Here is a 25,511-nt window from a genome sequence, read left to right on the forward strand (position 1 = left end):
TCTGGAGGGACGCATCATCCCTGCTCAATGCGTCCCTCCAGAGGAGCCACACCCGATTGAGATACGGCAGGACGAACAACTCGTGCCATGAGACATGTCCGCGGTACGCCTCGCCGTGCGGTCCGCGCGCTGGTACGTCCCGATGGGGGCCTCCCACCTTTCTGCGCACCCTCTCTTTCTGCGCACCCTCTTCGTCCTGGCGGACGCCGAAGTCTGGATGTGGCAGATGACCTCCCGAAAGCGACGTCTCCCTCGATCAGGCCGAACCCATCACCAGCGGCCCAGAGCAGCTCCGCTGACCAGCGGAAAAGGATGGAACGTACTCCTGGACATCTACCCGTTAGGCCCCGTCCTGGGGGCAGACGCATCGACGAGGACGACTGTCCGGAGCTCACCACGCTTGCCGATGCGGCGGAGTTCCTGGGCGGACGAGTGGAGGACATCCCGCCGCGGTCAGCCTCGCCGGAGATGCCGTGGCGCGGACCGGTGCCGGACGGGCCGATCCACGTGCCGACAGGCCCTGAAAAGCGACTTGGTGGCCCCTGCGCACAGGACAAGCGCGGCGCAACGCTGGTGGCACAGGGAGGAGGGGCCATGCTTCAGCCGATCTTGGTGGGCCTGCACGCTCGCGTGAGAGTGTCGCCGCGGCGGACTGGGCGGGCCCGGGAGGCGCTGAGCCGTGGGCCGCCACTGCGGTTCGTGCCCCCCCGGACTCCGTACCGCGATGCAATTGTCGGCCTCGACGTGCGGCACGACTGCGGTCCGCTGCTCGAATGTGCTCTGGGAACCGCCCAGTTCCGCGGTGCGCCGCGCGACGCCGGCCTGTTGATCGTGGGCCGCCAGATACGGCGCGGGACGGTCAAGAGCCACACGGGACGGGTCCCCACATGGCGGTTCCCCACGTCAGCTGCCCGGTCGCCATCGTCGCGCATGACCGACCCGAAGCGCATTCCAGTGAGGTGAGGAACATGAACGTACTGGTGGGCTACGCCACCGCCCACGGCTCTACCCGGGAGATCGCAGAACATATCGGAGCGCGGCTCGGCGAGGCCGGGCTGGAAGTCGATGTGCGGCCCATGAGCGAGGTGGAGGACGAGGACGCGTACGCGGCGTTCGTGCTCGGCAGCGCGGTCCACGGGCAGACCTGGTTGTCCCCGGCGAAGGACTTCCTGCGGTTGAACAGCGACCTGCTCGGATTCCGCCCGGTGTGGATCTTCAGCGTGGGTATGCCCGGCGCGCTGCGCGGCCCGTGGAAACGCCTGGCCGGCAAGGAGGAGCCAATCATTACCGAGGACCTGCCGGGACACATCCCCTACCGGGACCACCAGCTGCTCTCAGGTGTCGTCAAGGCCGCTCAGTTGCCGTTCTTCGGGCGGGTGGCCTTCCGGCTGATGGGCTGCCGGTACGGCGATTTCCGCGACTGGCCCGCCATCGACGCCTGGGCGGCCGAGATCGCCCGGGACCTCAAGGAGGAGGAGAGAGCCTCATGACCACGCCACGGAAGATGAGGCGCAGGGCGCACGGCGGCGGCGCGGCCACCTCGGCCTGCAACTCGGGCGAGTGACCCATGCACTGCTCCACCACGCCGAGTGCCCGGTCGCCGTGGTGCCACAGTGAGGGTGACACCACGCCGGGCCGACCCCAGTCCCTGCGGTCACGGTCCGCGGACGGCTGCCGCTCCGATCACGAAGGGACCACGGCCACCGGGCACTTGATGTGCCGGACGAGGGCGTCCACTGCCGGGCCGAGCGTGGCCCCGTGTCGCCCCACCACGATCAGATCCGTCCAACTGGAGGCCCGGACCAGCGCGTCTGCGGGCGAGTGCAGGACTACGTCCTTGAGGACCGGCACGTGAGGGTACTTGTCGTGCCAAGGGCGCAGCGCGTCGGCAAGGACCTGTACCTCGTGGTCCTCCCACTCGGCGCGATCCTTCTCGGGCACCGCGAACGGCATCCACTCGACGCTCGGCGAGGGCAGCGCCCAGGCGTGCACCGCGTGCAGTCGGGCTCCCCGCAGTCGAGCCGCGTGGAAGGCGAAGTCGATGGCGGCGTCATCCGGCTGTCGGGCATTGATGCCGAGCGTGACTTTGTCGGGCCGCGGTCCCCGGTCCTGGCACGCGAGGCCGCTCGGCACCAGGATCACGGACTGGGTGGAACGCTGGGTGACGGCGATGGCGGTGGAGCCGAGCGTGAGCCCGGCCAATCCGCCGGCGCCGCGGGTGCCGAGGACTACGAGGTCCTCGGGTGCGGTGTGGGCCAGCAGGGTGGGGGTGGCAGCGCCGCTGAGCCGTACGCCCTCGATCTCCAACTCCGGGTGCCTGGAACGCAGTTCCGTGATCACGCGCCCGGGCAGCGGCACTGGCCTGTACGGCCACAAGTCCGCGAGCTCTTCCCGGGACACCAGTGACACGTGCACCACTTTCAACGGCAGCCCTCGACGCAGCGCCTCCCGGGCTGCCCAGTCTGCCGCGGCACTGCTGCGTGCAGAGCCGTCGACTCCTACGACCACTGCCTGTCGCATGGTGGTTCACCTCTGTTCGCGGAGTGGGGTGCATGTGCCCTCGATACACCCTCGGTGACCGGCCGTTGGTGAGGCAGGGGCCGTATGGACCTGGGTGGGACCTGGTGGCCCCTGCAAGCCGCGGCGCTCGGGCGCGACGCTGAGGGCAACGGCATGTGGAGGTGTGTCTCATGCTGCGACCCGTGGTCGCCGGAGTCGACGGCTCCGCCGAGAGCCTGGCAGCGGCCGAATGGGCGGCACGGGAAGCCATGCGCCGGGATCCGCCGCTCCGCCTGATGTACCTCTGGAGCTGGAGTCCGCACTCGCTCGCCGCAGTGCCGGCGCACGCGGCTCAGCGTCGTGCGGCCCGAAGTGTCCTGAGTGGGGCCGCGGAGCGTATCGCCACCTCGTGCCCAGGTGTCTGGGTGAGGCCGGTGCAGGCCGGCCGGAGCCGGTCGGCCCCCTACCTGGGTCGGATGGCACTCGCCGACCGTCGCGCCCTGGCGAGACGCTGGAGAAGAGGAAGACCGTGACTGCACAAAGAGGAGGGCGAGATGAGTGGCATGATCGACCGACGGCCAAGCTGGCCGCCCCTGTTCCCCGACGTGTTCGGCTGGGTCGAGGCCGGCATTCCCGGCCTGCACGGCACACCTGGCCTGCACAGCATCCGTATCGAGGAGTCCGTCACGGACGGGACGTACACCCTGCGTGCAGAACTGCCGGGGATCGACCCCGCCAAGGACGTCGAAATCACCATCACCGAGGGCATCCTCACGCTGCGCGCCGAGCGCGCCACGGAGACCACAGACAAGAAGCACACCGAGTTCCGCTACGGCACATTCGCCCGGGCGGTCCGGCTGCCCGCCGGAGCCTGCGGGGACGACGCCACCGCCGACTACACGGATGGCGTGCTGACCATCACGGTCCCGGTGCCCGAGATGAAGGAGGGCACCCGGACCATCCCGGTGCGGCACACCTGAGCGCATTCACAGGTCCCGCACACGCCTGCGCGGCCGGAACGCTCCGACCGCGCAGGCGGTTCATGGGAGCGAGTGCCGCAGCGCCAAAGCTGTGACAAAGGAAGGCGTCCCGTCGAGTTCTCCACCCGCGAGAGAAGTGCCATGGAGCGACGCACCATCGGATCCCCAGCCTTCGGTCCGGCCCTCAGGTCCAAGCGCCCGATTACACCCTCAGCAGGGTCTCAGCCTCATGAGAAGCTTTTCCGCCGGAACTCGCGGTGCAGTTCCGTGATTCGGGGCTCGGGCCCCTTCCCGGGCCCAGCTGTACCAGCCGCGATGTTTGCTTCGCTCCTTCTGAGCTGGGCCTGACCGGGGTGTGGGGTTACCACTGGGTGATGAGCGGCGCGTCGGGTTCGTGCTGCCGCCAGGCTTCGGTGAGACGGATGAGGCGGTTGGGGGCGGCGATGCCGTGCATGGTTGCGATCTTGCCGCTGACGATGTCGAACGTGGTGGAGCCCACGACCCGGTCGCCGACCACGAAGAGGATGGCGGGGGCGCCGTTGACGAGTGCGTAGTGGATGGCTGGCGTGCCGCCGGCCAGTTGCCGCTTCGCGTCGGTGGGTTTGAAGCCGGCCCGTACGACAGCGGCGATGCGCTGCGGAGTGTCGTGCCGCAGCAGCGTCCTGGCCAGGCCGCCGGCGCCGTCGGAGACCGCGATCGCGTCGTCGGTGAGCAGCGCGACAAGGCGTTCGGTGCGGCCCGAGGTGGCGGCGGCCAGGAATTCCTCGACGATCCTGCGGGCGGATGCGGGGTCGACTTCGGCGCCGCCGCTGCGGGCGGCGGTCATGCGGCGCCGGGCCCGGTGGAGGTGCTGTTGGCTTGCGGACTCGGTGATGTCGAGGATCTCGGCGATCTCGGCGTGGCTGTAGGAGAACGCTTCGCGCAGGACGTAGACGGCCCGTTCGACGGGGGACAGGCGCTCCATGAGCGTCAGCAGGGCCAGGGAGACCGATTCGCGCTGCTCGAAGGTGTCGGCCGGGCCGAGCATCGGGTCGCCGTCGAGGAGCGGTTCGGGCAGCCAGGCGCCGGCGGTGCGTTCGCGGCGGGCTTGTGCCGAGCGGAGCCGGTCGAGGCACAGGTTGGTGGTGACCTTGGTCAGCCATGCTTCCGGCACCTTGATCCGCTGCCGGTCGGCGGCCTGCCAGTGCAGGAACGCATCCTGCACGGCGTCTTCGGCGTCGGTGGCGGAGCCCAGGAGCCGGTACGCCAGCGAGGCCAGCCGGTTGCGGCTGGCCTGGAACCGGCTGGTGTCGAATTGATCAGCGGTTCTGCTGTCCATGTGGATCACCCTAAGGACGCCGATTCCTGTGGTGGTGGGAGGGGGACGGCCGTATTGCCCAGTGGCTTCGGGACGCAGCTACGCGACCGACTTCTCGGTGAGGGACGCATCCGGGGCGGCAGTGGCCAGGCGGTGCTTGCGCTTGGGCAGGCCGAAGGTCGGGTGCGAGGTGGCCCACAGCGACATCTTTACGATGCCCGCCTTGATCCGGGCGGCCTTGCGGCCGCCCATGTACTTCGGCTTTGCCTGCCCCTTGTGGTCGACCAACTGCAGGATTCCGTCCCGCCGCCCGAGGCTGATGTGGTTGCCCGGGTACTCCAGCTTGGTGTTCGCAATCTTGCTACCGGTCAGGCGTCCCACGATCGCGTCCGTGGCCTGCCGGCCGGTGTAGCCGGCGGAAGCGCAGGACATCGGCAGTGGCCGGCCGTTGTCGCCGATGGCGTAGGCGCTGTCACCGGCGGCGTAGACGTTCGGGTGCGAGACCGACCGCATGGTGCGATCGACGACGATCTGACCGTTCTCGGTGACCTCCAGCCCGCTTACGGCGGCGATGGGGCTGACCGCGAACCCGGCCGTCCACACGGTTGCGTCGGACGCCAGGGCGGTGCCGTCGGAGCACAGCACTCGGGTCGCTTCGACGGCTTCGACGCTGGTGTGCTCAAGGACGGTGATGCCCAGCCGGTCGCAGGTCTGGCGCAGGTGGCTGCGGGCTCCGGCGGAGAGCGGGGCGCCCAGCTCTCCGCGGGCGACCAGCGTCACCGACAGGCCGGGCCGGGATTCGGCGATCTCGGTGGCGGTCTCGATGCCGGTCAGCCCGTCGCCGACGACCAGGACACTCCGGCTTTCGTCACGCCTGCTCAGGCTGTCCAGGCGCTCGCGCAGGCGCAGCGCGGAGGGCCGGGCGGCGACATCGAAGGCGTGCTCGGCCACGCCGGGGATGCCGTGGTCGGCGCCGTGGCTGCCGAGTGCGTAGAGAAGCGTGTCGTATCCGAGCTCGCCGCCGCCGTCGCCATCGGCCACGGTGACGACCTGGGGCTCGGGGTCGACTGCGGTGACACGGGCCCGGCGCAGCCGTATCGCCGTGCCCGCGAAGACCTCGGCGAGCTGTGGAGCCTCGATCTCCTGGCCGGCGGCGAGCTGGTGCAGTCGCAGCCGCTGGACGAAGTCCGGCTCTGCGTTGACCACGGTGATCTCGGTGTCCGCCGGGGACAGCCGACGGGCCAGGGTCCCGGCCACGTACGTCCCGGCGTAGCCGGCACCGAGGACGACGATGCGGTGCTTCATGTCTCGCTCCTATCGGTTCGCTTGCTTCCGGTGACTTGAGCGGAACAAGGCCCCGATTCCTGACAAGAACCGCATGTGATGTGGGTCACAGATTGGCAGGGTTGTTGCGAGGTCGGCTCGGGGGCGGGCGCACCCCTCCCGGCGCCCGAGGACGACTGGCGCGAGTGGTTCCTGGAGAACACGCGCAGCTTCCGGCACACACTGCTGCAGCGCCGCGATGGCGCACGCCTCCATGCCGGCAGTGCCCCGACCGGTGACCTCGACCGGATCCGCCGCAAGATGACCTTCCTCATCACCTCCGGCGTGCCCGAGCGGGACGCGCAGATGGCCATGCTGGCCGCCAGCCGCTACACGGTCGGCAGCGTCCTGGAAGAGCAGGCCGACACGGACTCCGGCGACGTCACGGACCGACCGGCCGACGTGCCGGAGATCGGCCACGAATCCGCTTTCGAGGCGGGCCTCGCCCTCATCCTGGACGGCCTGGTGCAGCGCACCGCGGCGGCTGGATCCCGGCCCCAGCGGAACCCCGGACGCTGATCGCCCCGGGGGCAGCGCCGGCGAGTCCGTCCGACCGAGCTTGAACAAGCAGCCTCAGGTGCGCGACCACTTGCCCAGCGGATGGCCAGGCGTCGCGAGAACGGCCACTGCAGGCTCTCGCGGCTCATGTCGGACCCGACTCCGTGACTTGCAAGTCCGTCGACTGACTCACGACGCGGCGGACGCTCGGTGACCAGCGGCGTCCCCGACGGCTCTCCCCGCCGCGCCCCGACTCGGAAGCAACCCTCTCCTGACCAATCCCTATCAAGAGAGGTACGAATGGGGCAGTGAGCTGCCTGATCTGCCGGACGGCGGCCGAGTCGCTCCACAACCAGTGCCGTGGCTTTCTGCGTCTGGTTGTTCGTGTGCCTTCCCACTCGTGTCAGGGCGTGATCCGGCAGGTCCTGCCGCACGAGGACGCGCCGTGTCGCCGTCGCTCACCCCGAGCAGCCGTGCTGCCGTCCAAGCCAAGGAGACGTTCGTGCCCGAGATCCCCTGCACCCACGTCGGCCTGCCCCGGCCCGACGGCGCGCGCCTGGCTCTCTATTTGCATGGGCCGAGTGACCCTGACCTGGTGATCGTCCTGGCCCACGGATGGCAGGCGACCTCTGCCATCTGGGACAAGACCGTGGAACAACTGAACCGCCCGTCCACTCTCGTAGTGCGCTATGACCAGCGCGGACACGGCAGCTCCACCACCGGCACCGCACAGCCGGCGATGTCGCTGCTGGCCGACGACATCCAGGCGATCATCGCCGCCACCGCGCCCGGGGGCGTACCGGTCATCCTCGTCGGCCACTCCATGGGGGGCGCCGCGGTCCTCACGCTGGCCGCTTCCCGCCCCCGCCTCTTCGGGGAGAAGGTGATCGCGGCGCTGCTCGTGGCCACCAGCGGTGGCGGCCTCGACCTCGCTGCCGCCGGATTTCCGCCGCGGACGCGGTTGGTCGGCCTGCTGCGCCACGCCATGGCCAGCCTGTGCATTCACGCCCCCGGCGTGGCGTTGCGCCTGCACAACCTCTGGCAGCCGCGGCTGAGCACTCAGCCCCCCATGGATGTCGCCGGGCGGTGGTTCAAAGCACTGATGCGCCACGACGTCACCGAACTGGGGGCCTTGCAGCGGATCCCGGTGCACATCCTGGTGGGGGAGGAGGACCCCACGGTTCCGCCCGTCCACTCACACCGCCTGGCCGAGCAGATCCCCACCGCTGAACTGCACGTCGTCCCGCGAGGCTGTCATCGTCTGCCCACCCGGCACTCGTCAGTCGTCGTCTCGGCGATCGAGCGCACCTGCTCCGACGCGCTCCACGGTTCCGGCAGCCGCCCGCCCGCTGACAAGACCGACGACCCCGCGCCCGGCCCGGACCCGACCGCCGTCCAGACACCTCTGGCGTGACACCGAGCATGGGTCCCTCTCGGAGGTGTCGGCGGCGTCGGCGTTTCGAAGGGCGCGCCGAGCAGAGTGCCCGCATGGGCCACGACGAGGTCCACGGACCCGAGGGAGACCGTCAGGTAGTCCTGTCGGTGGCACGGAGTGTCCGCGATCGCGGGCCGTTCGCGGGTGGGGCTGGGCTGGATCTTTGACAGAACTCAAACCGCCGTTACTCATCGCGTGGAGATCATTCCCGGACTGCGTGCATAGCCCAATCATGCAGGCCTCCGGGCCCTCCGAAGCTCCGAAGCAGTGCTGTTCCGCCGACCTGATCGGCTGCAGCGGCATGGGTTCTCTCGTTACTCCACAGCACGGCCGATGAGTTTGTGGCTCCCGGCCGGTCCAAGCTCGTGACACTCAGGAAAGGACACTGCCATGTCGGAGCTTCTCGTCGACTTCATCACCTCCCTCGACGGCTACGCATCGGGAGAGGGATGGCCCGGGTTCTGGGGTCTCGAGGGCCCGGAGTACCTCGCATGGCTGGGCGAGCAGCCCGAGGCCACGTACCTGATGGGAGCGAACACCTACCGCCTGATGTCGGGCTTCGCCGCAGGCGAGGTCCCGGATGGCCAGGACGAGTTCAGGCCCGAAGAAGAGGCGTCCGTCGACGAGCTCACGCAAGCATCCAAGGTGGTGTTCTCCTCCTCACTCGAGGAGCCTCTGACATGGGCCAACTCCACACTCGTCCGCGACGACGCCGTCGAGGCGGTCCGCGTCATGAAGGCGAGCGGCCCAGGGCTCCTCAGCACGATCGGCAGCCTCAGCCTGTGCCGGTCCCTCCTACGAGCCGGGCTCGTCGACCGCTTCCGGGTCGTGATGTTCCCGGTCATCACCGGGGCCACAGGCGAAGAGCGCATCTACGACGGCTACCCGGACGTCGCCCTCGAGATGATCGAACACCGCACCTTCGACGGCCGCATCCAACTGGTCGAGTACAAGCCCCGCGTCCTCGAGCACCCGCCGCTCGGCGCCCCTGCGTGATATCGCCCCGCCCGCCGCTCTGGACGGCCGCCAGGCCGGCTCCGACGGGCGCGGAGCAAGACCCTCACAGGGGGCGAACGGCCAACGCCAGGACGCCCGGTCCAGGTCAGCGGGGATGCGCTGGTCGGCATACCGGTCTGGCGCCGGCGGAGGGCTGGTCGTTGTGGGGAGCGATGCCGTTGGGCGCGATGCCATCGGGAGTGTCCGCGTCCTGTGTGCCGGCCCAGCCAACAGGGCCGGCCGCCATGGTCGCCATGGCGGCGGTCGAGGCCGCGAGCGCGATGAGCACGGTACGGCGGCGCTGCTTGCGGTGTGCGGGGGCAGGGAGCGTCGTGACCACCTTCGGTGAGACCGGTGAGAGACCGGTGAGACAGGCGGGACCGGTGCGCCGCGTCGACGCACCGGGGCCACCTTCCGCGATGCCGGTTTCCGTTTCGGCAGAGTGGTGCTTCCGCAGGGGCTCAGCTGTGTATCAGCCGCGTATCGGCGCGGAGCCGGGGCGTTCATGGCCCAGTCGGCCAGCAACGCGGTGCTTCCCGCGTGGGTGACCCCGGCTGGACGGTGCGGACGCACGTGTCACGGTGAACGCGAGGACCGAGAGCGGGGTGCGGTCCTCGTGCCAGGAAATGATCCCCGGAAGGCCGTTGACGAGGACCGCCCGCCTCTGTGCGGCCGCACCGGTGCACAGGATGGCGACGGCTTCGTCGTCGTCCAGGAGGAGGGGCGGTATGGCGGGCGGTGCCGGCGGTGAGGCGGTAGCCGCCGGTGCTGCCCTGGGTGGCGTGGACGATGGGACTCGCTGTGAACTCACGGGTGACCGCAGTCATGCGTCGCCGGATCCACGAGCGCACACCGCGTCCCACCGTCCCCTGCCCGGAGGCGAGAGTTCCCGGCACCCCTGTGGAGCTGTGTGTCGTCGTGGACCGCTTGATCGCTGACAGCCTGTCCACAGGCCAGGTGGTCCCCCTCGGGTTCCCTTCCGGTGGCGAGAACCCTTGGTGGCTGCAGGCCCACAGCCCAGGCAGCGCCGGCGCTGTCGAGGCGTGGGATGTAGCGGGATGTGAAGGGGTGCAGTCCCTGGGCGCCTGGGTCGTCAGACGGTGGCGGCCGGCGGCACCCACCGGTGGGTGCGGGGTACGGCACTGGAGAGGCCGTAGTCCTTCTTGAGGGTTTCGGGGATCGCGTAGTGCATGACGCGTCCACGGGTGAGGGAGGACAGTTCGAGGACGGTGGTGAGGTGGCCGAGGCGGTCCAGGGCCCAGGCGCCGAGGGGGGAGCGGTCCTCGATGGTCTCCAGGACGCCGAGGAGGTGGGGCACGGCCTTGACGACGGTGTCCCACGATGTGCGCGGCACCTGGAGCCAGTCGGCGCAGGTGTCGCCGACGAGGTGGCGGATGAGGGCGGAGACGATCGGGTCGAAGAAGGTGCCGGGCACGACTTCCTCGTAGAGGTCGATCAGCTGCCGGGTCAGATGCGTGCCCTCCTCCGAAGGCCCCATGTGCCGGACCATGTACAGGTCGAGGAACTGGCGTGCCTCGTCGAGGCTTTGAGGGACGGCGTCCTGGTCGACTCCGAGCATGGCGCCGACGACGCGCCACGCGTAGTAGTAGGCCTCCGCGCCCTCGGTCGACATGTGGATGCCGAGGCGGTGCAGGCTGTCCAGGACGAGCAGGGAGAAGAACATCTGCCCGCCGATCATGTCCTCCTGGCAGATCGGCGTGCCCAGGGTCTCGGTGTCCCAGCGGTTCTCGCGGGTGAGGTGGTGGCGGATGGAGGCGTGCAGGAGGCGGACCTTCTGGGCGGCGGGGATGAATCGGCTGCCGGCCTCGAAGGCGTCGGGCTGCATCAGATGGACGGTGAACTGGCCGGTCTCCGCCATCCGTTTGGACGGGTACTTCAGGCCGTGGGTGGCCGAAAGGAGCTTCGCCACGTGCGGGACGAGATAGCAGGCGGGCATGGAGGCGAAGGACAGGGCGGTGGAGATGTGCACGTTGTTGTCGATGAAGAACAGCCGGGCTTTCTCCATCTCGGTCCAGTCCACCCAGTCCGGCGGGGCGCTGGTGGCCGTGAGGTAGTCGCGCGCGACGTCGGGCAGTCCGTCGGGCAGGGGAGCGCCGGCGGTGGAGACGTAGCGCATCAGGGTGTTGAACTTGCCCACTTCCCCGCGTTCGAAGAGCGTGGCGACGGTGGCATCGGCAAGTTCGTCCCCTGCCTGCCGCAGGGCGTCCATCGATGCGTCGGTGTAGGTCATGCCAGGGGTCCTCATCTTCCTCGGGGGGGGGCACGACAGGCGGCTCGGGGGCGTCTCCACGACAGGCGGTAGGGGCGGCTGCCCGGTACGGCACGGGCCCGCGCCACCCCGATGCGAGGTCAGGACAGACGTACCGCCGCGGAATGCGCCAGCGCGGTCAGTGCGGTCGCGGCACACGTCGGAAGATCCAGCTCGTGGAGGGCGCCAAGGGCCTCCTCGACCCGTGCCCCGATCATGTCCTCGATACGGTCGGGTGCCCTCAGCCGGCGCATCACCTCACGCACCGCGCCCAGCCCCTCCGCGTCCAGGTCGTCCCGGCCCAGCAGGGAGCGCAGCAGTTCGCGCTCCGCGTCGTCGGCCAGACGCCACGTCTCCGCCAGCAGCGCCGTGGGCCGTCGGCCGCGCACATCGTCGCCGTTGGCCTTGCCCGTGTGCTCGGGGTCTCCGAACAGCCCGAGCAGGTCGTCCCGGAGCTGGAACGCCTCGCCCAGCGGCAGCCCGTACGCGGAGTAGACCTCGCGCAGCCGTGCGCCAGCTCCGGCCAACGCGCCACCGATCAACAGGGGCTGTTCGACGGTGTACTTGGCGGTCTTGTACCGGATCACCTTCAGTGACGCCTGGGTGTCCGGGCCGGCTCCGGTCCGCAGGATCTCCAGACACTCGCCCGCGATCAGCTCACGGACCATCACCGCCCACAACGGGCGGGCCCGGACGAGATACGCGGCGGGCAGACCGCTGGTGGCGAACAACTGCCCGGCCAGCGCCATGAGCAGATCCCCCACCAGCATCGCCAACGACCGCGCGGCGGCATCGGCGTCCGGGCGAGCCCCTACGGCCCCGAGGAGGGCGACGTGAGTGGTGGGCCGCCCGTGCCGTAGCGGGCTGTCGTCGATGAGGTCGTCGTGGACGACCGCGGCCGCGTGCACCAGTTCCATCGAGGCCGCCGCCCGCACCAGCGCGTCGCTGTCCGGCTGCCCCACCGCGCGCCACCCCCAGTAACAGAACGCCGCCCGCAGCCGCTTGCCGTCCGCGACCGCCGCCTCCAGCCTCTCGGCCACCGCGCCGAGCGTCGGATCCACCGCCGCGAACTCGTCGGCCTCCCGGGCGACGAACCGGCACACCACCTCGTCGACGCGGGCCTTGAACGCGGCCGACTCCCACCGGTCAGATGTCACCGGCGGCCTTCCGGGCCAGGACGCGCTGGGCCAGGATCTCCAAGTGGGCCGGCGGCACGGCCGCGTACCGGTCCAGCACCAGGCGCCCGCGCGCCACGAGCTCGTACTCTGCCTCTGCCGCCAACTCCGCGGCGTCCGAACGACGAAGCAGCCCCCGTACGGCCCCCAGGACCGAACCCGCTGTGCTCACCGCCAGATCGGCCAGTCCGGCAGTCAGCAACAGTGCCTGGCGGTCTAAGCCTCCGCGCCGTCCCGCTTCTTGAGTCACGCCATCTCCCTCACCCGTCGTACATCCAGGCAGCCCTGGGCGCGCACCGCCCTTCCGAGCATCGCGTCCTACCGGGTGCGACAGTCGAAGAACTCACGATCGAGTGATTCCACCGTTCGACCGTGCGGATTGTGGATGCCGCTGTCCCGCACTCGCCCTCCGAGTTGCTCGGATTCAGGGGCGCCGGTCGGTCGGCTCGTCCTTCCCTGGGGCGCAGAAGACCGGGCACTCGACTCCTGGCCGGCGGTGACGGCAGCTTGATGGCGTGGAGCGATGTGGTCGGTGCACTTCGTGAGCCGGGACTTGCCGGGGATGGACGTATGGCGCGCCCAACTGGGTGAGCGTCCGGGTGGGCCGCTGTGCTGGTGGGATGTGGAGGCGGTGCCTGATGGTCTGCCGTTCTTGTTGTCGCCCCGATTCCCGGCCGCCATCACACGCCATCACAGAAGATCGCGGTGCCTCGCTACGACCGACGACTGCCGCCCCGGAGACCGGGGCGGCCCGACCCGCACATGCCCAAAGGGGCGGACGGACCGTGTTCGGTCCGTCCGCCCCTTTGGGGCGTTCGTTCGCTACGGAAGGCCGTGCACCTTCGGGCCGACGGCGTTCGACCACGCGTGGCCCGCCGTCGCGTCCCAGTTCGTCGACCACGTCATGGCGCCGCGCAGCGACGGGTACGTCTTCGACGGCTTGAAGGAGCCGCAGCCGGTGCCGCGGGTCAGGCAGTCGAGGGCGTTGTTCACGACCGCCGGGGCGACGTAACCGCTGCCCGCGCCGCGCGTCGACGCCGGGACGCCGATCCCGACCTGTGACGGGTCGAGGCCGCCCTCCAGCTGGATGCAGGCGAGCGCGGTCAGGAAGTCCACGCTGCCCTGGCTGTAGACCTTGCCGTCACAGCCGAGCATCGAACCGCTGTTGTAGTACTGCATGTTGACGACCGTGAGGATGTCCTTCACGTTCAGCGCCGTCTGGAAGTACCCACCGGACGTGGACTGCATGTCGATGGTCTGCGGTGCCATCGTGAGCACCATCTTCGGGCCCGCCTTCGCCGAGAGCTGGCGCAGCGCCTTCGACATGTAGGTGGGGTTGATGCCGTTCTCCAGGTCGATGTCGACGCCGTTGAACCCGTACTCCTGCATCAGCGCGTAGGCGCTGTTGGCGAATGCCGTCGCGGAGGCGTCACTGTTGACGGAGATGGTGCCCTTCTCGCCGCCGACGGAGAGGATCACGGACTTGCCTGCGGCCTTCTTCGCGGCGATGTCCGCCTTGAAGTCGGCGGTGGAGGCGTAGCCGACGGCCGGGTCCAGGTTGAAGGTGATCTGCCCCGGAGTGGTGGTGGCATCGGCGAACGACACGGCGATGATGTCGTACTGCGAGGACACGTCCCGCAGCTTCTGCACGGTCGCGCCGTTGTTGAAGTTCTGCCAGTAGCCGGTCACCGCGTGCCGGGGCACGGTGCCGTCGCCGCCACCGTCGCCCTTGGGCGTCGTCACGGACACCGCCGTCGACTTCGCCGACTCGCCCGCCGCGTTCGAGGCGCTCACCTGGAAGCTGTACGTGGTCTCCGGCGTGAGGCCGGTGACGGTCGTGGAGGCGCCACTGGCCGAGGCGACCTTCGTGCCGTCGCGGTAGACGGTGTACCCCGTCGCCGTGGACGACGGTGTCCAGGACAGGTCCACCGACGTGGGCGTCTTCGTGCCCGCCGCGAGGCCGGCCGGGACGGGTGGTATCTCGACCGGGTCGGGACCGCCGCCCCCGTCGGGGCCGAAGACGCTCACGTCGTCCACGTAGTACGCGCTCTGCCCGTACCAGCCGTGTGTGTACACGGTGACCGAGGTGGTGTTCGCGCCGGTGGTGAAGCGGGTGGAGAGCTGCTGCCAGGACGAGGTGCCCGGCGTCCAGGTCGACACGTCGGTGGTACCGGTGCCGCGGGCGCCGAGATAGGCGTAGCTTCCCTGCACCCAACTGCTCAGCTGGTACGTCGAGTTCGGCTTCACCGCGACGATCTGGGAACACTCGGCGGTGCCCTGGCCGGACGGGGTGGCCTTGAGCGCCTTCGCGCCGCCGTGCACGGGGGACGTGACGGTGGCACCGCTGTTCGCGGCGCACGTCCAGTTGCTCAGGTCCGCCTCGAACCCGGCGTTCTTGGCGACGTTGACGTCCGCCGCTTCGGTGCTCGCAGCCTTGGTTCCGGCCGCGTTGGTGTCCGCCGACTGTGCGGGCGCGGCGAGGGCGGTGACGGCGAGCGCGGCGGCCGCACCGACGGCCATCGTCGTGCTGATTCTCCGGCGGACGCCGGGTCTGTCCTGGCGCACACGGTCCACGGGGTGCCTCCTGGGAGAGAGGTGAAGCACGTAAGCGACGACGGTGGCCACCGCTGTTGCGCGCATGGTTGGTCCAGACCAATAGAGTTGTCAAGACCTCAGGAGAGAAGAACCTGCAGCGGAGCACTCGATGGCCGTGGCCGCGGTCGTCCCCAGCATCTCGACCGGGAGGTCGGCCAGGAAGCAGCGCGGAGACGCGCGCGACTTGGGAGGCGCTCAGGGAGGTGGGGCTGTCCCGAAGGGGCTATGGCGCAGGGGCGTGCATTGCGGAAGGGGGGCAGCGCGGTGTCCGGTGACGTGCCAGCGGGCTGGCGGCGGGCGGCGAGACGACGCGCACGCCGGCGCGGCGACGCTATGACTTGCCGGTGATCCTGGCCGAGCCGATCGTCGCCGCGACGATCTCCCTGGCGGCGGTCCGGGTCGACGAGCTGGAGTTCAGGCTGTCCAGCGATGCCTGGTTGAGCGCGTGGACGACGAACTCGTAGGTGTTCACCGTCGAGGGCGAGCACGGTCCCTGGTAGCCGTAGAGGTTCGCGCTGCCACGGTAGTAGACCTGCCTGGCTCCCACCGGGTTGGAGGGCCGGTATGCATGGTCGACGTTTTGGGGGAGTGAGGTCGTGTTCGCCGGGATGTCGTAGATGACCCAGTGGATGAGGTTGGAGTTGTCGAGATCTCGCATGACGATCGCGTAGCTCTTGGCGGCGGTCGGAGAACCCGCCCAGGTCAGGGGAGGGGATTCGTTCCTCTTGCCGGGATCGCCTCCTCCGCCGCTGGTGCACTCGTGGACCTTGGGGATGATGCCGCCGGCGGCGAAGGCCGTGCTGGACAGGGTGAACGCGCTCCGGGTTGCCGACGGCGTCGACGAGGTCGCCGAGGCGGTGGTCGGCGAGAGGCCGACGGCCCCGGTGATGAGGAGAGCGCAAAGCACAATTCTTGCACTTCTCACGGGATGCTCCCGAGGATATTCGTGGTCGCTTGGATGTCCGTGGCGCGAGATTGGTATGCGTGCGATGGAGTCAACGTATGCATCTTGGTTTCTGATGTCATGTCACTTATCGACCTGATCGATGCACTTTTCTCGCTTTCGGTTTGTCGCCTTGGATGGGAATGTCAATCTGACGGCCTTGGCGCCTATTCGGTGGTGACGCAGAGTGGTGCTCCCCGAGGAACCGCCGAGACGGTCCTCTTCATGTTCGTCGACGGCGACGTGCCGCTCGTCCGCGCCTTTCCCGCCGTGGACGTGCAGGGTGCGGACCACGTCCTCGCGGTACAGGCCGGGGGTCGGCTTCTGTCACCGTCAGGCGCTCGTACGCCCTTGCCGGTTGGGGCACCGGCCGGAGTGACTGCCACGTCCGCACTCGCCTGCGCACTCACGCCAGCCACCCGCGCGCTCCTCGGCGGCCTAGGGGACGTCCGGCCAGTCGACCGGGTACCGGCCGTGGTTCCAGGGCGGGATCAACATGTGGTCGCCACTCCGTGCTGCCCGGTCGGCAGTTCCCTGTCCCTGAACAGCCGGCGCTGGACAGATAGTTGACGTGTCATATAGAAAGATGATGCGTCAACCAAATTGGTTTGTGCGCGCCCCACACTCCTGAGGAGATCTCCATGAGCACGTCGCCGAAGGCCGGCCTCGAAGCCCTGCTGACCCCCGAGGAGAGCGTCCTGGTACTGATCGACCACCAGCCGTACCAGTTCGCCAACCTTCACAGCCACGAGCCGATGATGGTCACCAACAACGTCGTGGGCTTGGCCAAGGCGGCCAAGGGCTACGGTGTCCCGACGATCCTGACCACGGTCGTGGAAGATCGCGGGGGCCTGCTGATCCAGCCGCTGCAAGACGTGTTTCCGGACCAGAAGCCGATCAACAGGACCTTCATCAACACCTGGGAGGACCAGGTCGTGGTGGACGCCGTGAAGGCCACCGGACGCAAGAAGCTGATCATCGCCGGTCTGTGGACGGAGATCTGTGTGGCCATGCCCGCCATCCAGGCGGCGGGCGAAGGCTTCGATGTCTACGTCGTCACCGACGCCTCCGGGGGCGTGTCGGCCGAGGCGCACGACATGGCGGTGCGGCGCATGATCCAGGCCGGAGTCGTGCCGATCACCTGGCTGGCCGTGATGAGCGAGTGGCAGCGTGACTGGGCCCGGACGGAACGCATCACGCCGGAGGACCAGATGGCGGCCCTGGGGCACACGGGTGCCACCGGGATCGCGACGGTCTGGGAGCACCAGCTCCTGAACACCCCGGTCGCCGAGACGGCCGGAGCGTAATGGCGGGGGCACTGGGGCGGTCCCGGTATCGGAGTGCCGCCCCCTTGCCCTGGCCGCCACGCGGCCGCCCAACAGGCCCGCTGTGAGCCCGTCGGGGGTGAAGACGTCGCCCGGGTCGAGCTGCGACGGTGGCACGCACACCCCGCCGGACCGATGACGCGTCAACCAGTTCACTACACTCGACCTCGTGACTGACGGGGTGAACTGGCTGACGGCGGAGGAGCAGCACGCGTGGAGGAGTTTCGTCCGGCTGCATGAGCGGCTGATGGGCCGCCTGTCACATCTGCTGCAGACGGAATCCCATTTGGCGGCGGCGGACTACGCGGTCCTGGTCAACCTGACGGACGTGCCAGAGGGCCGTCAGCGGTACCAGGACCTCGCGCGGGCACTGGAGTGGGAGAAGAGCCGGATGTCCCACCACATCACGCGAATGATCAAGCGCGGACTGGTGGTTCGGGAGGACTGCCGGGAGGACGGGCGGGGCGCCTTCGCCGTGATCACGGAAGCAGGACGTGAGGCCATCGCGGCGGCGGCCCCACTGCACGTACAGGCCGTCCGATCCCTCTTCCTGGACCATCTCACCGCGGCGGAGCTCCGAACCCTGGCGGAGATCTCCGTCCGCGTGGTGGAGAAGCTGGACGATGACGCCTGAACGGTGAGCGCCAGCCGCCCGAGGAACTGGCGACAACTGACTACGAAAGCCCAGCGAAGATTGAGCCGACGCTGCGGCCGGACAAGCGGCTCCAGTAGCGACAGGCTGACAGAGCCCGAGCCGCCGCCCACGGGGGCACCAACTCAGGCGACCGAGGAGCCCGACCTGGGTGGACTCGGCCAACATCACGGCGGGCACGCCCACCGCGTACCCGGTCTGGCCGCCTGCTGCGCCACCGGCCCGATCGTGCCCCGGCGCCCGGTCGTTTCCGCTGGCTGCGGCACACTCCACGGGGTGAGGTGGCCGGGAGTCGTGCATCGGCCGGCCCCGTTGGCGTACCACCTGAGGGGCCCGGGGGGATTCCTCGCGCGCGGGCGGCGCGTATGTGGGTGCGGGGAGCACGACAGGCGAGCGGTCACTGGCGGTGCGGAGAGATCCGGGTCCGCATGCAGGCCCAAGGCCGCCTGCGGTCCTTTGCGAGTGTTGGTGAAGGGAACTCCGCCGCCCAGCCCGCGCATGCTTGCCCGGCACGACAGTCGGTGCGTTCCGCACCGCACCCCCCCAGCTAAGCGGCACTGGGTATTGTTCCGCCGGGGTTCGACCGGGCGGCGGGTCCGGTCAGGAGGGGGAATCGTGGCCACAAGTGGTGAGCGTGCGCGGATCGTTCCGACGGAGGGCGGGCATCGCGTCACACCCGCCGAGCTGTTCTTCGACCTGGTCTTCGTGTACGCCATCACACAGGTCACCGCGCTCATGGCAGCAGACCCGACCCCGCTGCGGCTGCTCGGCGCGGGCGTCGTGCTCGCGCTGCTGTGGTGGTGCTGGTGCTGTTTCGCCTGGCTGGGGAATGTGGTGCGAGCCGACTCCGGGGCGGTGTTCGGGGTGCTCGTCGTGGTGATGGCCGTGGTCATGGTCGTTTCGCTGACCGTGCCCGACGTGTATGCGGACGCCGCCGGCGGGCTGCCGGTGCCGCTCGTCTTCGTACTGTGCTACGGGACCGTGCGGGTGCTGCACCTCGTCACCTACTGGATGTCCGCCCCCAATGACATGGTGCTCCGGGCCAACCTGCGGCGCACCGCACTGCTCTCCGTGGCGCCACCCTTCGCCCTGCTCCTGGCCGGCAGCGCCTTCAGCGGCCTCGCGCAGGTGCTGCTCTGGCTCGGCGCCGTGGCGGTCGACTACTTCGGGATCTACCTCGTCGGTGGCTCCGGCTGGCGCGTGGCCTCACCGGGGCATTTCTCCGAACGGCACGGACTGATCGTCATCATCGCCCTCGGCGAGTCGATAGTCGCCATCGGAGTGGGCGTGTCCGGGTTCACTGTGACCTGGCCCGTATTGGGAGCGGCTGCGGTGGGGCTGCTCGTGGTGGCGGGGCTGTGGCGGGTGTACTTCGGGCGGGTGAGCGCTGCGGCCGAGCACCAGCTCGCGGCATTGGGCGGTGACGACCAGACCCGCTTTGCCCGTGACGTCTACACCTTCCTGCACCTGCCGCTCGTCGGTGGGGTTGTGCTTACCGCGTTGGGGATGAAGAAGGTTCTCAAGCAGGTCGCCGACACCGGGCACTACGACCTGTCCGAGCCGTTGCACGGGGTGGTGGCCTGGGCGCTTCCCGGTGGTGTGGGGGTGTTCCTGGCCGCCGCCGCGGCGATCTTGTTTCGCACGGCCGGGCAACGTTCCGTGCCGCTGATCGCCGGCGGCGCGCTCTGCCTCTGCGCGGGGGTGGTGGTCGCGGTGGTACCGGCGCTGGTTGCGCTTGTGGTGTTGGCGGGGGTGGTGGCGGGGGTGCTGGCTCTGGAGGGGCAGCGGACCGTGAGCGCGAAACCTGCCTCGCCTCAGGTGAGTTGACCTCTGAGGGCCGTGAGGCGGCACCTTCCGGTTTGCGGGCCGGCAGGAAGGCACGGTGACCGCGCCCCGTCCCCTCAGCGACGTAACGCGTGGTGCCCCCGGCAGGGCACAGACAGATGGGAACCGTTGCGGTTCGCGGCCACCGGGGGCACGGACCACCATCGTTGCGGGGCCGTATCCGCACTTCGACCATCACGCCGGATGGCGGATCGGCCCCATCGCGTATCGCCTGACCGTCGAAGCGCAAGATCCGGCTGACGGCCACACGCGGGAAGGCGCACCACCTGGGCACGTGGAGCATCCGCGAGCTCTCCGCAAAGCTCTTGCCACACCACCGTGACTCCTGAACGCACCGGGCCCGCCGTTCGCACAGACGCCCAACGCGACGCCTGCGCAAGATCACCTGAGGGTTGCAATCAGGCACTGCGCCGTGCCGACGTTCTGGCGCTGGTGTCGCGGCTGGTACGCGCAGCAAGGGCATCGACGAGCCGCCCGCCGCTCTGGTCGGCCTTCCCGAGCTGGCCAGCAGGCGTCTGTAACGGTCGGCCGCGAGGCGGGGCGGGGGTACGTCCCAGCCCCGCTCGGCTGCGGAGGCCCTCCTGTGCTCCCGCGGGCTCGGCAAGATCATGGAGGAGCTGGCAGGGGAGGTGCAGTGTGGCGAAGCTGAAGAAGAATCGAGGTGTGCGGATCTCGTTCGTCGAGGGCACCTGCGGGAGTCCTACGACTTCGAGGTCTCTTTATCGCTGGGCCACTCAAACAGAACGACGTGCCAGTGGCTCTCCTCGTACACCAGATCAACTGTCTCCCGCAGCGGGGTCCCTCCACTGGCAGAGGCCGTCAAGGCGACCCTGCCCATATAATCGCCCATTTGGTCGTACTTAATGGGTGCTTTCGTGATGGTTAGCCCCTTACCGCCCTTGGATTGGATGATTTCATCTGCCTGCTTCCGCGACCACGGCTCATTGGGGGCGTCTCCCACCTCCAGGAGGGCCTTCACGTCACGGTCATTGAGGGCTTCGACGTAGCGCTCGACTGCATTCGGGGCCCCAGAGGGTGGGGAACTGCTACCAGGGTTATTACTGTCATCAGAGGTACCCCCGGCGTCGGCGGAGCCACAGCCCGCGGTAAGGAGCAACGCAATAGTTGCTACGAGTATGTGTCGCCTGCTCATGGCGCCTCCAAGGTCGGCCGACCGTCAGCTTCTCAGGTGCGGTGGGAATGCCACCAGGCACGGGGATAATTGCGAAGGATCTTCTTGAGGCTCCTGTTGTGCACATTAGGAGCGTGATGGGCGAGCCGGGAGTTACTGGGCGTTGCCTTGGTGGCGATCATCGTGTGGTTGATGTTGTTGTTCTTGTCGAAGTCCGCTTGCGGAACATCAGTCATGGACAATTCTTGCACGTAACGAAGGATGCGAATCCTCTTGGATCACTTCTTCCCGAACCAGTACCAATTCTCGGCCCCGGCCCAGGTGTAACTTGTATGTATCCTTTGAGTTGAGCCGTAGAACCAGCTCGAGTTGCGCTTGCGGCGGTCTCCGTTGCATTTCAAGCCACCCGCATGCATGGCTTGGGATATGAAATTAGTGCAGTCGCTGCTGTATCTCCAGTAGGCGTCGTTGTTCGGGATCATAAAGTCCGCCGCGGACCGGATCCTGGACCACCTCGCGCCGCTGCTGGCGATCTCTCCGGCCCGCCGCAAACGGGAAGACACCGTGCACATCGTCGACGGCACCCTGATGCCCACCCGGGACCGCAGTATCGCGGCCTGGAGCAAGAACTACCGGTACTCGACGAACCTGCAGGTGGTCATCGACGCAAACAGTCGCCTGGTGGTGGACATCGGCGATCCGCTGCCCGGCAGCCGCAACGACTGCCGGACCTTCACCGAGTCGGGAGCCGACCGGGCCTGGCGTGGGGTTCCCACCATCGCCGATGGCGGCTGCCAGGGCACCGGACTGCTCATCCCGCACCGCAAGAGACGAGGCCAACAGCGCCTGAGCCCGCAGCAGGACGCTGAGAACGCCGTCCACCGTCGAGCCCGGGCACGCGTCGAACATGCGCTGTCCCGCCTGAAGAACTGGAAGGTGCTGCGGAACTGTCGCCTCAAGGGCAACGGCGTTCACCAGGCAACGCTCGGCATTGCACGCCTCCAGAACATGGCCCTCACCGGATAACTCACACCCCGTACGGGACAACCTCTAGGTGAAACGGCCTCTTAACCCGGCTTGCGGCGGACCGCCGGAGCGACTCTCGGCACGGGTTTCGGCGGCTCCGTGAGGCCCGGAGCCCTTTGCACGCTCCGCTCAGTAGGCGGCGCGCCAAGTGCCGGCCACGGCGACGAGGACGCCCACGTCCAGCAGCACGCCGACGCTCAGCCATGGGTCGAACCAGGCTGCTTTGAGGATCAGCCCGCTCGATGCCCCGACGAGGGCGGTGGTGGGTCACCAGTCGCTGCCTGCGAGCACTCCGGCACCGGCAACGGCGTAGACCACGGCCGTGTACCAGGCAAGCGCCAGTGGCGTGGCCCGGGCCGTCGCGGGCCTGACATGGAACCGCTGACAGCGCCCAGGAGCGCCCTGGAACGAACGGCGTGGGCTCGTCGAGGGACCTCAGCGTCGTCCGCGCTCACCTGTGCCGACGGACGAGGTCGACGTGATCCCGTGTCCTGGTCGCCGGGCCCCGCTGACCCGAGCGCACGGCGAACCGGTCGAGGACTGCGGTTGGTATGACGACGAACGGGGCTTCACCCATCGGTTGTTGGACTTGACGGAGTACGTCGTCGCCCGGCTCCCATAGGACTGACAGGGCGGGGGGCGTCGTGCACCAGTACGTGCGTCCCCTCCTCACGCAGAAGCAGGGTGGTGTGTGTCTGCCGGGCCGATGCCCGAACGAGGCCGCCGCTGTCCTCGGGCCCGCCCCGCTCCTTGCCCTGGTGGACATCGGCGGTGACGGCCTCTCCGAACGGCCGCCGCCGGGCAGGCTCCGCAGCACGCCCTCTTCGAGCCCCTGGCCGGAGCCGGCCACGCGCGTCCCGGAGGACCATGGGCCCCGTGCGGAAGGCGTGGGCTTCGTTCGTGCCCGTGCCGCTCCGCCGAGCACAGGGGACTGTGCACGAAACAAGCAGGAGGTTTGCTCGTGCCGCGGTGCCTGGCACCCCCGCCCTTCGCCCCTCGCGGGGCCGAAGGGCCCGGCGGAGCGACTGACCGGGGCAGCGCAGGGGGGCCGACCGGCCGCCACCGAGGGACTGTTGCGGCCGGGGTGGGAGGTGGCATGAGTGGCAGAGTTCAAGTGCCCCCGAGAAGTCCCCGACGGACCCCGGAGCGCACGCACATCCCATGCCGCGTCCTTCGCCGGCGTCTCTCCCCTCACCTTCGAAAGGCCCCTCCATGCCCTTTCACGTCGAATCCGAGGCCGGTCAACTGAAACAGGTCGTCCTGCACCGGCCCGACCTGGAACTGAAACGCCTCACACCCACGAACAAGGACGCGCTCCTCTTCGACGACGTGCTGTGGGTCAAACGCGCCCGTGAGGAGCACGACGCCTTCGCCGACGTCCTGCGCGACCGGGGTGTCCGCGTGCACCTCCTCGCGGACCTGCTCGCCGAGACGCTGTCCGGTGTCGACGCGCGGCAACTCGTCCTTGACCGGGTGTTCGACGAGCGGGAGTTCGGTGTCCTCGGCACGGACCGGCTCCGCGCGTACTTCGATTCCCTGGAGCCGGAGGCCCTGACCGCGTGCCTCATCGGTGGCGTCACGAAAGGCGAGCTGCTCGACCGCACGAACTCCATACCCGGCCTCCGGGCGCACGCCATGGCGCCCGACGACTTCCTCCTCGCGCCCCTGCCCAACCACCTCTTCACCCGCGACACGTCGTGCTGGGTGTACGACGGTGTGAGCGTCAACCCGATGAAGAAGCGCGCCCGGCGCCGGGAGACAGTGCACTTCGAGGCCATCTACCGGCACCACCCCCTGTTCGAAAAGGGGGAGTTCAGCCGGTGGACCGATGGGCAGGAGGCGTATCCCGCCACCATCGAGGGCGGCGACGTCCTGGTCATCGGCAAGGGTGCCGTCCTCATCGGCATGAGCGAACGCACGACGCCGCAGGCCGTGGAGAACCTCGCCCTGCGGATGTTCGCGGAGGGCTCCGCCCGGCGGATCGTGGCCGTCAACCTGCCCAAGCGCCGCAGTTTCATGCACCTCGACACCGTCATGACGATGGTCAGCGGTGACACCTTCACCCGCTACGCCGGACTCGGCGTGCTGCCCTCCTCCACGATCGAACCCGGCGAGGGCGGGCAGGGGCTGAAGGTCACCGACCACGCGCCCCACCACATGGACCAAGCCATCGCTGACGCCCTGGGGTTGCCGTCCATCCATGTCCTCACCCCCAGCCAGGACGTCCGGTCCGCCGAGCGGGAGCAGTGGGACGACGGCTGCAACGTACTGGCCGTCGAGCCGGGCGTGGTCGTCGCCTACGAACGCAACGTGACCACCAACACCCACCTGCGCAAGAGCGGGATCGAGGTCATCACCGTGCGAGGCAGTGAACTCGGCCGTGGCCGCGGCGGCCCGCGATGCATGAGCTGCCCCATCGAGCGCGAGGCCGTCTGAGCGCGCACCGGCCCGACCATCGCGCCCGCCCCACCCCCGTGGACATCGAGGAGACCGACCATGCCTGTCGACCTGCTTCACCGCCCGTTCCTGAAGGAACTCGACTTCACCTCCGAGGAGTTCCACCACCTGCTGGAGCTCTCCGCCTCCCTCAAAACAGCGCGCCGCGAGGGCCGTGAGGAGCAGCGGTTGCGCGGCAAGAACATCGCCGTCATCTTCGAGAAGACCTCGACGAGGACCCGTTGCGCCTTCGAGGTGGCCGCTCACCAACAAGGCGCGCACGTCACGTATCTCGACCCGGCCGGCTCACAGCTGGGCCACAAGGAGTCCGTCAAGGACACCGCACGCGTCCTCGGCCGTTACTACGACGGCATCGAGTACCGCGGCAGCAATCAGAACCTGGTGGAGGAACTCGCCCAATACGCCGGCGTTCCGGTCTGGAACGGCCTGACCGACCAGTGGCACCCCACGCAGTCGCTCGCCGACGTGCTCACCATGTGGGAGCACACCGACCGGCCACTGAACCAGGTGTCCTTCGCCTACCTCGGAGACGCCAGGAACAACGTCGGCAACTCGCTGCTCATCGCCGCGGCGATGCTCGGCATGGACGTCCGCATGGTCGGCCCCCGCTCCCTGCACAACGCCTCCGACGTCGTGGACGAGGCGCGACGGGCAGCGGCCGTCAGCGGCGCGCGGATCACGCTGACCGAGGACGTGACCGAGGGGGTGACCGGCGTTGACTTCCTCTACACCGACGTATGGCTCTCGATGGGCGAGCCGCCGGAGAAGTGGGACGAGCGCATCACCCTGCTCAAGCCGTACCAGGTGACCGCCAAGACCCTGCAGATGACGGGCAACCCGATAGTCAAGTTCATGCACTGCCTTCCCGCCTTCCACAACAGCGACACCGGCGTGGGCGCCGGGATCGCGGCCCGGACCGGCCTGACCGCGCTGGAAGTCACCGACGAGGTCTTCGAGTCCTCGCACTCCATCGTGTTCGACCAGGCCGAGAACCGGCTCCACACCATCAAGGCGGTTCTCGTCGCCACCCTCAGCGACTGAACGCCCCCCGGACCACTGGAGAA

At 68.9% G+C, this 25,511-nt stretch carries 22 protein-coding genes and 3 pseudogenes; 13 read left to right on the top strand and 12 right to left on the bottom strand.

What is annotated here, in order from left to right; translation table 11 throughout:
* Positions 1 to 55: 55 nt before the first annotated feature.
* Positions 56 to 136 (bottom strand): annotated as a pseudogene (locus tag ACZ6BG_RS19585) (hypothetical protein); the annotation flags it as partial.
* Positions 137 to 968: 832 nt separating this feature from the next.
* Between ACZ6BG_RS19585 and ACZ6BG_RS19590 the strand changes: the two are divergent.
* Both ACZ6BG_RS19590 and ACZ6BG_RS19595 read left to right on the top strand, forming a co-directional pair.
* Positions 969 to 1,490 carry a flavodoxin domain-containing protein gene (locus tag ACZ6BG_RS19590; protein ID WP_469002780.1) on the top strand — a complete coding sequence of 174 codons (522 nt, stop codon included), beginning with the start codon at positions 969 to 971 and terminating at the stop codon, positions 1,488 to 1,490.
* Positions 1,491 to 1,515: 25 nt separating this feature from the next.
* Positions 1,516 to 1,617 (top strand): annotated as a pseudogene (locus ACZ6BG_RS19595) (universal stress protein); the annotation flags it as partial.
* 66 nt (positions 1,618 to 1,683) lie between these two features.
* On the opposite strand, the gene ACZ6BG_RS19600 reads toward ACZ6BG_RS19595, so the two are convergent.
* On the bottom strand, positions 1,684 to 2,520 hold the full coding sequence (locus ACZ6BG_RS19600) for a universal stress protein (RefSeq protein ID WP_469002782.1): 837 nt from the start codon (positions 2,518 to 2,520) through the stop codon (positions 1,684 to 1,686).
* A gap of 170 nt (positions 2,521 to 2,690) precedes the next feature.
* On the opposite strand from ACZ6BG_RS19600, the gene ACZ6BG_RS19605 reads away from it, so the two are divergent.
* Positions 2,691 to 3,032: a universal stress protein gene (locus ACZ6BG_RS19605; protein ID WP_469002784.1), complete on the top strand. Its 342-nt coding sequence runs from the start codon at positions 2,691 to 2,693 to the stop codon at positions 3,030 to 3,032.
* Between the two features lie 21 nt (positions 3,033 to 3,053).
* Positions 3,054 to 3,479 (top strand): Hsp20/alpha crystallin family protein, encoded by a 426-nt coding sequence (locus tag ACZ6BG_RS19610; RefSeq protein WP_469002786.1) that lies wholly within the window; start codon positions 3,054 to 3,056, stop codon positions 3,477 to 3,479.
* 361 nt (positions 3,480 to 3,840) lie between these two features.
* Here ACZ6BG_RS19610 and ACZ6BG_RS19615 read toward each other — a convergent pair whose 3' ends face one another.
* Both ACZ6BG_RS19615 and ACZ6BG_RS19620 read right to left on the bottom strand, forming a co-directional pair.
* Positions 3,841 to 4,797, bottom strand: coding sequence for a sigma-70 family RNA polymerase sigma factor (locus ACZ6BG_RS19615; protein WP_469002788.1), 957 nt, complete (start codon positions 4,795 to 4,797; stop codon positions 3,841 to 3,843).
* Between the two features lie 78 nt (positions 4,798 to 4,875).
* Positions 4,876 to 6,081, bottom strand: a complete 1,206-nt coding sequence (locus ACZ6BG_RS19620; RefSeq protein ID WP_469002790.1) for an NAD(P)/FAD-dependent oxidoreductase — start codon at positions 6,079 to 6,081, stop codon at positions 4,876 to 4,878.
* A 78-nt stretch (positions 6,082 to 6,159) separates the two neighbouring features.
* Between ACZ6BG_RS19620 and ACZ6BG_RS19625 the strand changes: the two genes are divergently transcribed.
* From ACZ6BG_RS19625 to ACZ6BG_RS19635, 3 genes are all read left to right on the top strand, one after another.
* Positions 6,160 to 6,618, top strand: coding sequence for a TetR/AcrR family transcriptional regulator C-terminal domain-containing protein (locus ACZ6BG_RS19625; protein WP_469002793.1), 459 nt, complete (start codon positions 6,160 to 6,162; stop codon positions 6,616 to 6,618).
* Between the two features lie 481 nt (positions 6,619 to 7,099).
* The gene (locus tag ACZ6BG_RS19630; RefSeq protein ID WP_469002796.1) at positions 7,100 to 8,011 is read left to right on the top strand and encodes an alpha/beta fold hydrolase; all 912 of its coding nucleotides are present in this window, start codon (positions 7,100 to 7,102) and stop codon (positions 8,009 to 8,011) included.
* 411 nt (positions 8,012 to 8,422) lie between these two features.
* Positions 8,423 to 9,028 carry a dihydrofolate reductase family protein gene (locus ACZ6BG_RS19635; RefSeq protein WP_469002799.1) on the top strand — a complete coding sequence of 202 codons (606 nt, stop codon included), beginning with the start codon at positions 8,423 to 8,425 and terminating at the stop codon, positions 9,026 to 9,028.
* A 1,093-nt stretch (positions 9,029 to 10,121) separates the two neighbouring features.
* Here ACZ6BG_RS19635 and ACZ6BG_RS19640 read toward each other — a convergent pair.
* The 5 genes from ACZ6BG_RS19640 to ACZ6BG_RS19660 all read right to left on the bottom strand — a co-directional run bounded on the left by ACZ6BG_RS19640 (position 10,122) and on the right by ACZ6BG_RS19660 (position 15,974).
* Entirely contained in the window at positions 10,122 to 11,279 is a 1,158-nt protein-coding gene (locus ACZ6BG_RS19640; RefSeq protein WP_469002801.1) for an oxygenase MpaB family protein, read from the bottom strand.
* A 119-nt stretch (positions 11,280 to 11,398) separates the two neighbouring features.
* Positions 11,399 to 12,454 carry a polyprenyl synthetase family protein gene (locus ACZ6BG_RS19645; protein WP_469002803.1) on the bottom strand — a complete coding sequence of 352 codons (1,056 nt, stop codon included), beginning with the start codon at positions 12,452 to 12,454 and terminating at the stop codon, positions 11,399 to 11,401.
* Entirely contained in the window at positions 12,444 to 12,722 is a 279-nt protein-coding gene (locus ACZ6BG_RS19650) for a polyprenyl synthetase (RefSeq protein WP_469002805.1), read from the bottom strand. Before ACZ6BG_RS19650 ends, ACZ6BG_RS19645 begins: the two co-directional genes overlap by 11 nt.
* 572 nt (positions 12,723 to 13,294) lie before the next feature.
* Positions 13,295 to 15,046 (bottom strand): chitinase, encoded by a 1,752-nt coding sequence (locus ACZ6BG_RS19655; RefSeq protein WP_469002808.1) that lies wholly within the window; start codon positions 15,044 to 15,046, stop codon positions 13,295 to 13,297.
* Between the two features lie 352 nt (positions 15,047 to 15,398).
* Positions 15,399 to 15,974, bottom strand: coding sequence for a YbhB/YbcL family Raf kinase inhibitor-like protein (locus ACZ6BG_RS19660; RefSeq protein ID WP_469002811.1), 576 nt, complete (start codon positions 15,972 to 15,974; stop codon positions 15,399 to 15,401).
* Between the two features lie 677 nt (positions 15,975 to 16,651).
* Between ACZ6BG_RS19660 and ACZ6BG_RS19665 the strand changes: the two genes are divergently transcribed.
* The 3 genes from ACZ6BG_RS19665 (at position 16,652) to ACZ6BG_RS19675 (ending at position 19,814) form a co-directional block, all read left to right on the top strand.
* Complete coding sequence (locus ACZ6BG_RS19665; RefSeq protein ID WP_469002813.1) at positions 16,652 to 17,317, top strand: hydrolase; 666 nt, start codon at positions 16,652 to 16,654, stop codon at positions 17,315 to 17,317.
* A 187-nt stretch (positions 17,318 to 17,504) separates the two neighbouring features.
* Entirely contained in the window at positions 17,505 to 17,969 is a 465-nt protein-coding gene (locus ACZ6BG_RS19670) for a MarR family winged helix-turn-helix transcriptional regulator (protein WP_469002815.1), read from the top strand.
* Between the two features lie 633 nt (positions 17,970 to 18,602).
* Positions 18,603 to 19,814: a low temperature requirement protein A gene (locus ACZ6BG_RS19675; RefSeq protein ID WP_469002817.1), complete on the top strand. Its 1,212-nt coding sequence runs from the start codon at positions 18,603 to 18,605 to the stop codon at positions 19,812 to 19,814.
* A gap of 718 nt (positions 19,815 to 20,532) precedes the next feature.
* Here ACZ6BG_RS19675 and ACZ6BG_RS19680 read toward each other — a convergent pair.
* The 3 genes from ACZ6BG_RS19680 to ACZ6BG_RS19690 are packed head-to-tail and all read right to left on the bottom strand — an operon-like array spanning position 20,533 to position 21,536.
* On the bottom strand, positions 20,533 to 20,985 hold the full coding sequence (locus ACZ6BG_RS19680) for a hypothetical protein (protein WP_469002819.1): 453 nt from the start codon (positions 20,983 to 20,985) through the stop codon (positions 20,533 to 20,535).
* 32 nt (positions 20,986 to 21,017) lie between these two features.
* Positions 21,018 to 21,200, bottom strand: a complete 183-nt coding sequence (locus tag ACZ6BG_RS19685; RefSeq protein WP_469002821.1) for a hypothetical protein — start codon at positions 21,198 to 21,200, stop codon at positions 21,018 to 21,020.
* Between the two features lie 42 nt (positions 21,201 to 21,242).
* Positions 21,243 to 21,536 carry an amidase domain-containing protein gene (locus tag ACZ6BG_RS19690; protein WP_469003025.1) on the bottom strand — a complete coding sequence of 98 codons (294 nt, stop codon included), beginning with the start codon at positions 21,534 to 21,536 and terminating at the stop codon, positions 21,243 to 21,245.
* Here ACZ6BG_RS19690 and ACZ6BG_RS19695 point away from each other — a divergent pair.
* From ACZ6BG_RS19695 to argF, 3 genes and pseudogenes are all read left to right on the top strand, one after another.
* A pseudogene (locus ACZ6BG_RS19695) lies at positions 21,427 to 21,990 on the top strand (transposase); the annotation flags it as partial. The gene ACZ6BG_RS19690 and the pseudogene ACZ6BG_RS19695 overlap by 110 nt on opposite strands.
* 1,212 nt (positions 21,991 to 23,202) lie before the next feature.
* Positions 23,203 to 24,426, top strand: a complete 1,224-nt coding sequence (locus tag ACZ6BG_RS19700) for an arginine deiminase (protein ID WP_469002823.1) — start codon at positions 23,203 to 23,205, stop codon at positions 24,424 to 24,426.
* 60 nt (positions 24,427 to 24,486) lie between these two features.
* Complete coding sequence (argF, locus tag ACZ6BG_RS19705) at positions 24,487 to 25,488, top strand: ornithine carbamoyltransferase (protein ID WP_469002826.1); 1,002 nt, start codon at positions 24,487 to 24,489, stop codon at positions 25,486 to 25,488.
* Positions 25,489 to 25,511 lie beyond the last annotated feature (23 nt).

It is taken from the genome of Streptomyces sp. NPDC041205, assembly GCF_055591765.1.

Bases quoted from the DNA above. Each gene is read 5' to 3' on its own strand.
- ACZ6BG_RS19590 (WP_469002780.1), top strand. From the start codon at position 969: ATGAACGTACTGGTGGGCTACGCCACCGCCCACGGCTCTACCCGGGAG.
- ACZ6BG_RS19600 (WP_469002782.1), bottom strand. From the start codon at position 2,520: ATGCGACAGGCAGTGGTCGTAGGAGTCGACGGCTCTGCACGCAGCAGT.
- ACZ6BG_RS19605 (WP_469002784.1), top strand. From the start codon at position 2,691: ATGCTGCGACCCGTGGTCGCCGGAGTCGACGGCTCCGCCGAGAGCCTG.
- ACZ6BG_RS19610 (WP_469002786.1), top strand. From the start codon at position 3,054: ATGAGTGGCATGATCGACCGACGGCCAAGCTGGCCGCCCCTGTTCCCC.
- ACZ6BG_RS19615 (WP_469002788.1), bottom strand. From the start codon at position 4,797: ATGGACAGCAGAACCGCTGATCAATTCGACACCAGCCGGTTCCAGGCC.
- ACZ6BG_RS19620 (WP_469002790.1), bottom strand. From the start codon at position 6,081: ATGAAGCACCGCATCGTCGTCCTCGGTGCCGGCTACGCCGGGACGTAC.
- ACZ6BG_RS19625 (WP_469002793.1), top strand. From the start codon at position 6,160: ATGTGGGTCACAGATTGGCAGGGTTGTTGCGAGGTCGGCTCGGGGGCG.
- ACZ6BG_RS19635 (WP_469002799.1), top strand. From the start codon at position 8,423: ATGTCGGAGCTTCTCGTCGACTTCATCACCTCCCTCGACGGCTACGCA.
- ACZ6BG_RS19640 (WP_469002801.1), bottom strand. From the start codon at position 11,279: ATGACCTACACCGACGCATCGATGGACGCCCTGCGGCAGGCAGGGGAC.
- ACZ6BG_RS19665 (WP_469002813.1), top strand. From the start codon at position 16,652: ATGAGCACGTCGCCGAAGGCCGGCCTCGAAGCCCTGCTGACCCCCGAG.
- ACZ6BG_RS19680 (WP_469002819.1), bottom strand. From the start codon at position 20,985: ATGAGCAGGCGACACATACTCGTAGCAACTATTGCGTTGCTCCTTACC.
- ACZ6BG_RS19685 (WP_469002821.1), bottom strand. From the start codon at position 21,200: ATGACTGATGTTCCGCAAGCGGACTTCGACAAGAACAACAACATCAAC.
- ACZ6BG_RS19690 (WP_469003025.1), bottom strand. From the start codon at position 21,536: ATGTGCACGGTGTCTTCCCGTTTGCGGCGGGCCGGAGAGATCGCCAGC.
- ACZ6BG_RS19700 (WP_469002823.1), top strand. From the start codon at position 23,203: ATGCCCTTTCACGTCGAATCCGAGGCCGGTCAACTGAAACAGGTCGTC.
- argF (WP_469002826.1), top strand. From the start codon at position 24,487: ATGCCTGTCGACCTGCTTCACCGCCCGTTCCTGAAGGAACTCGACTTC.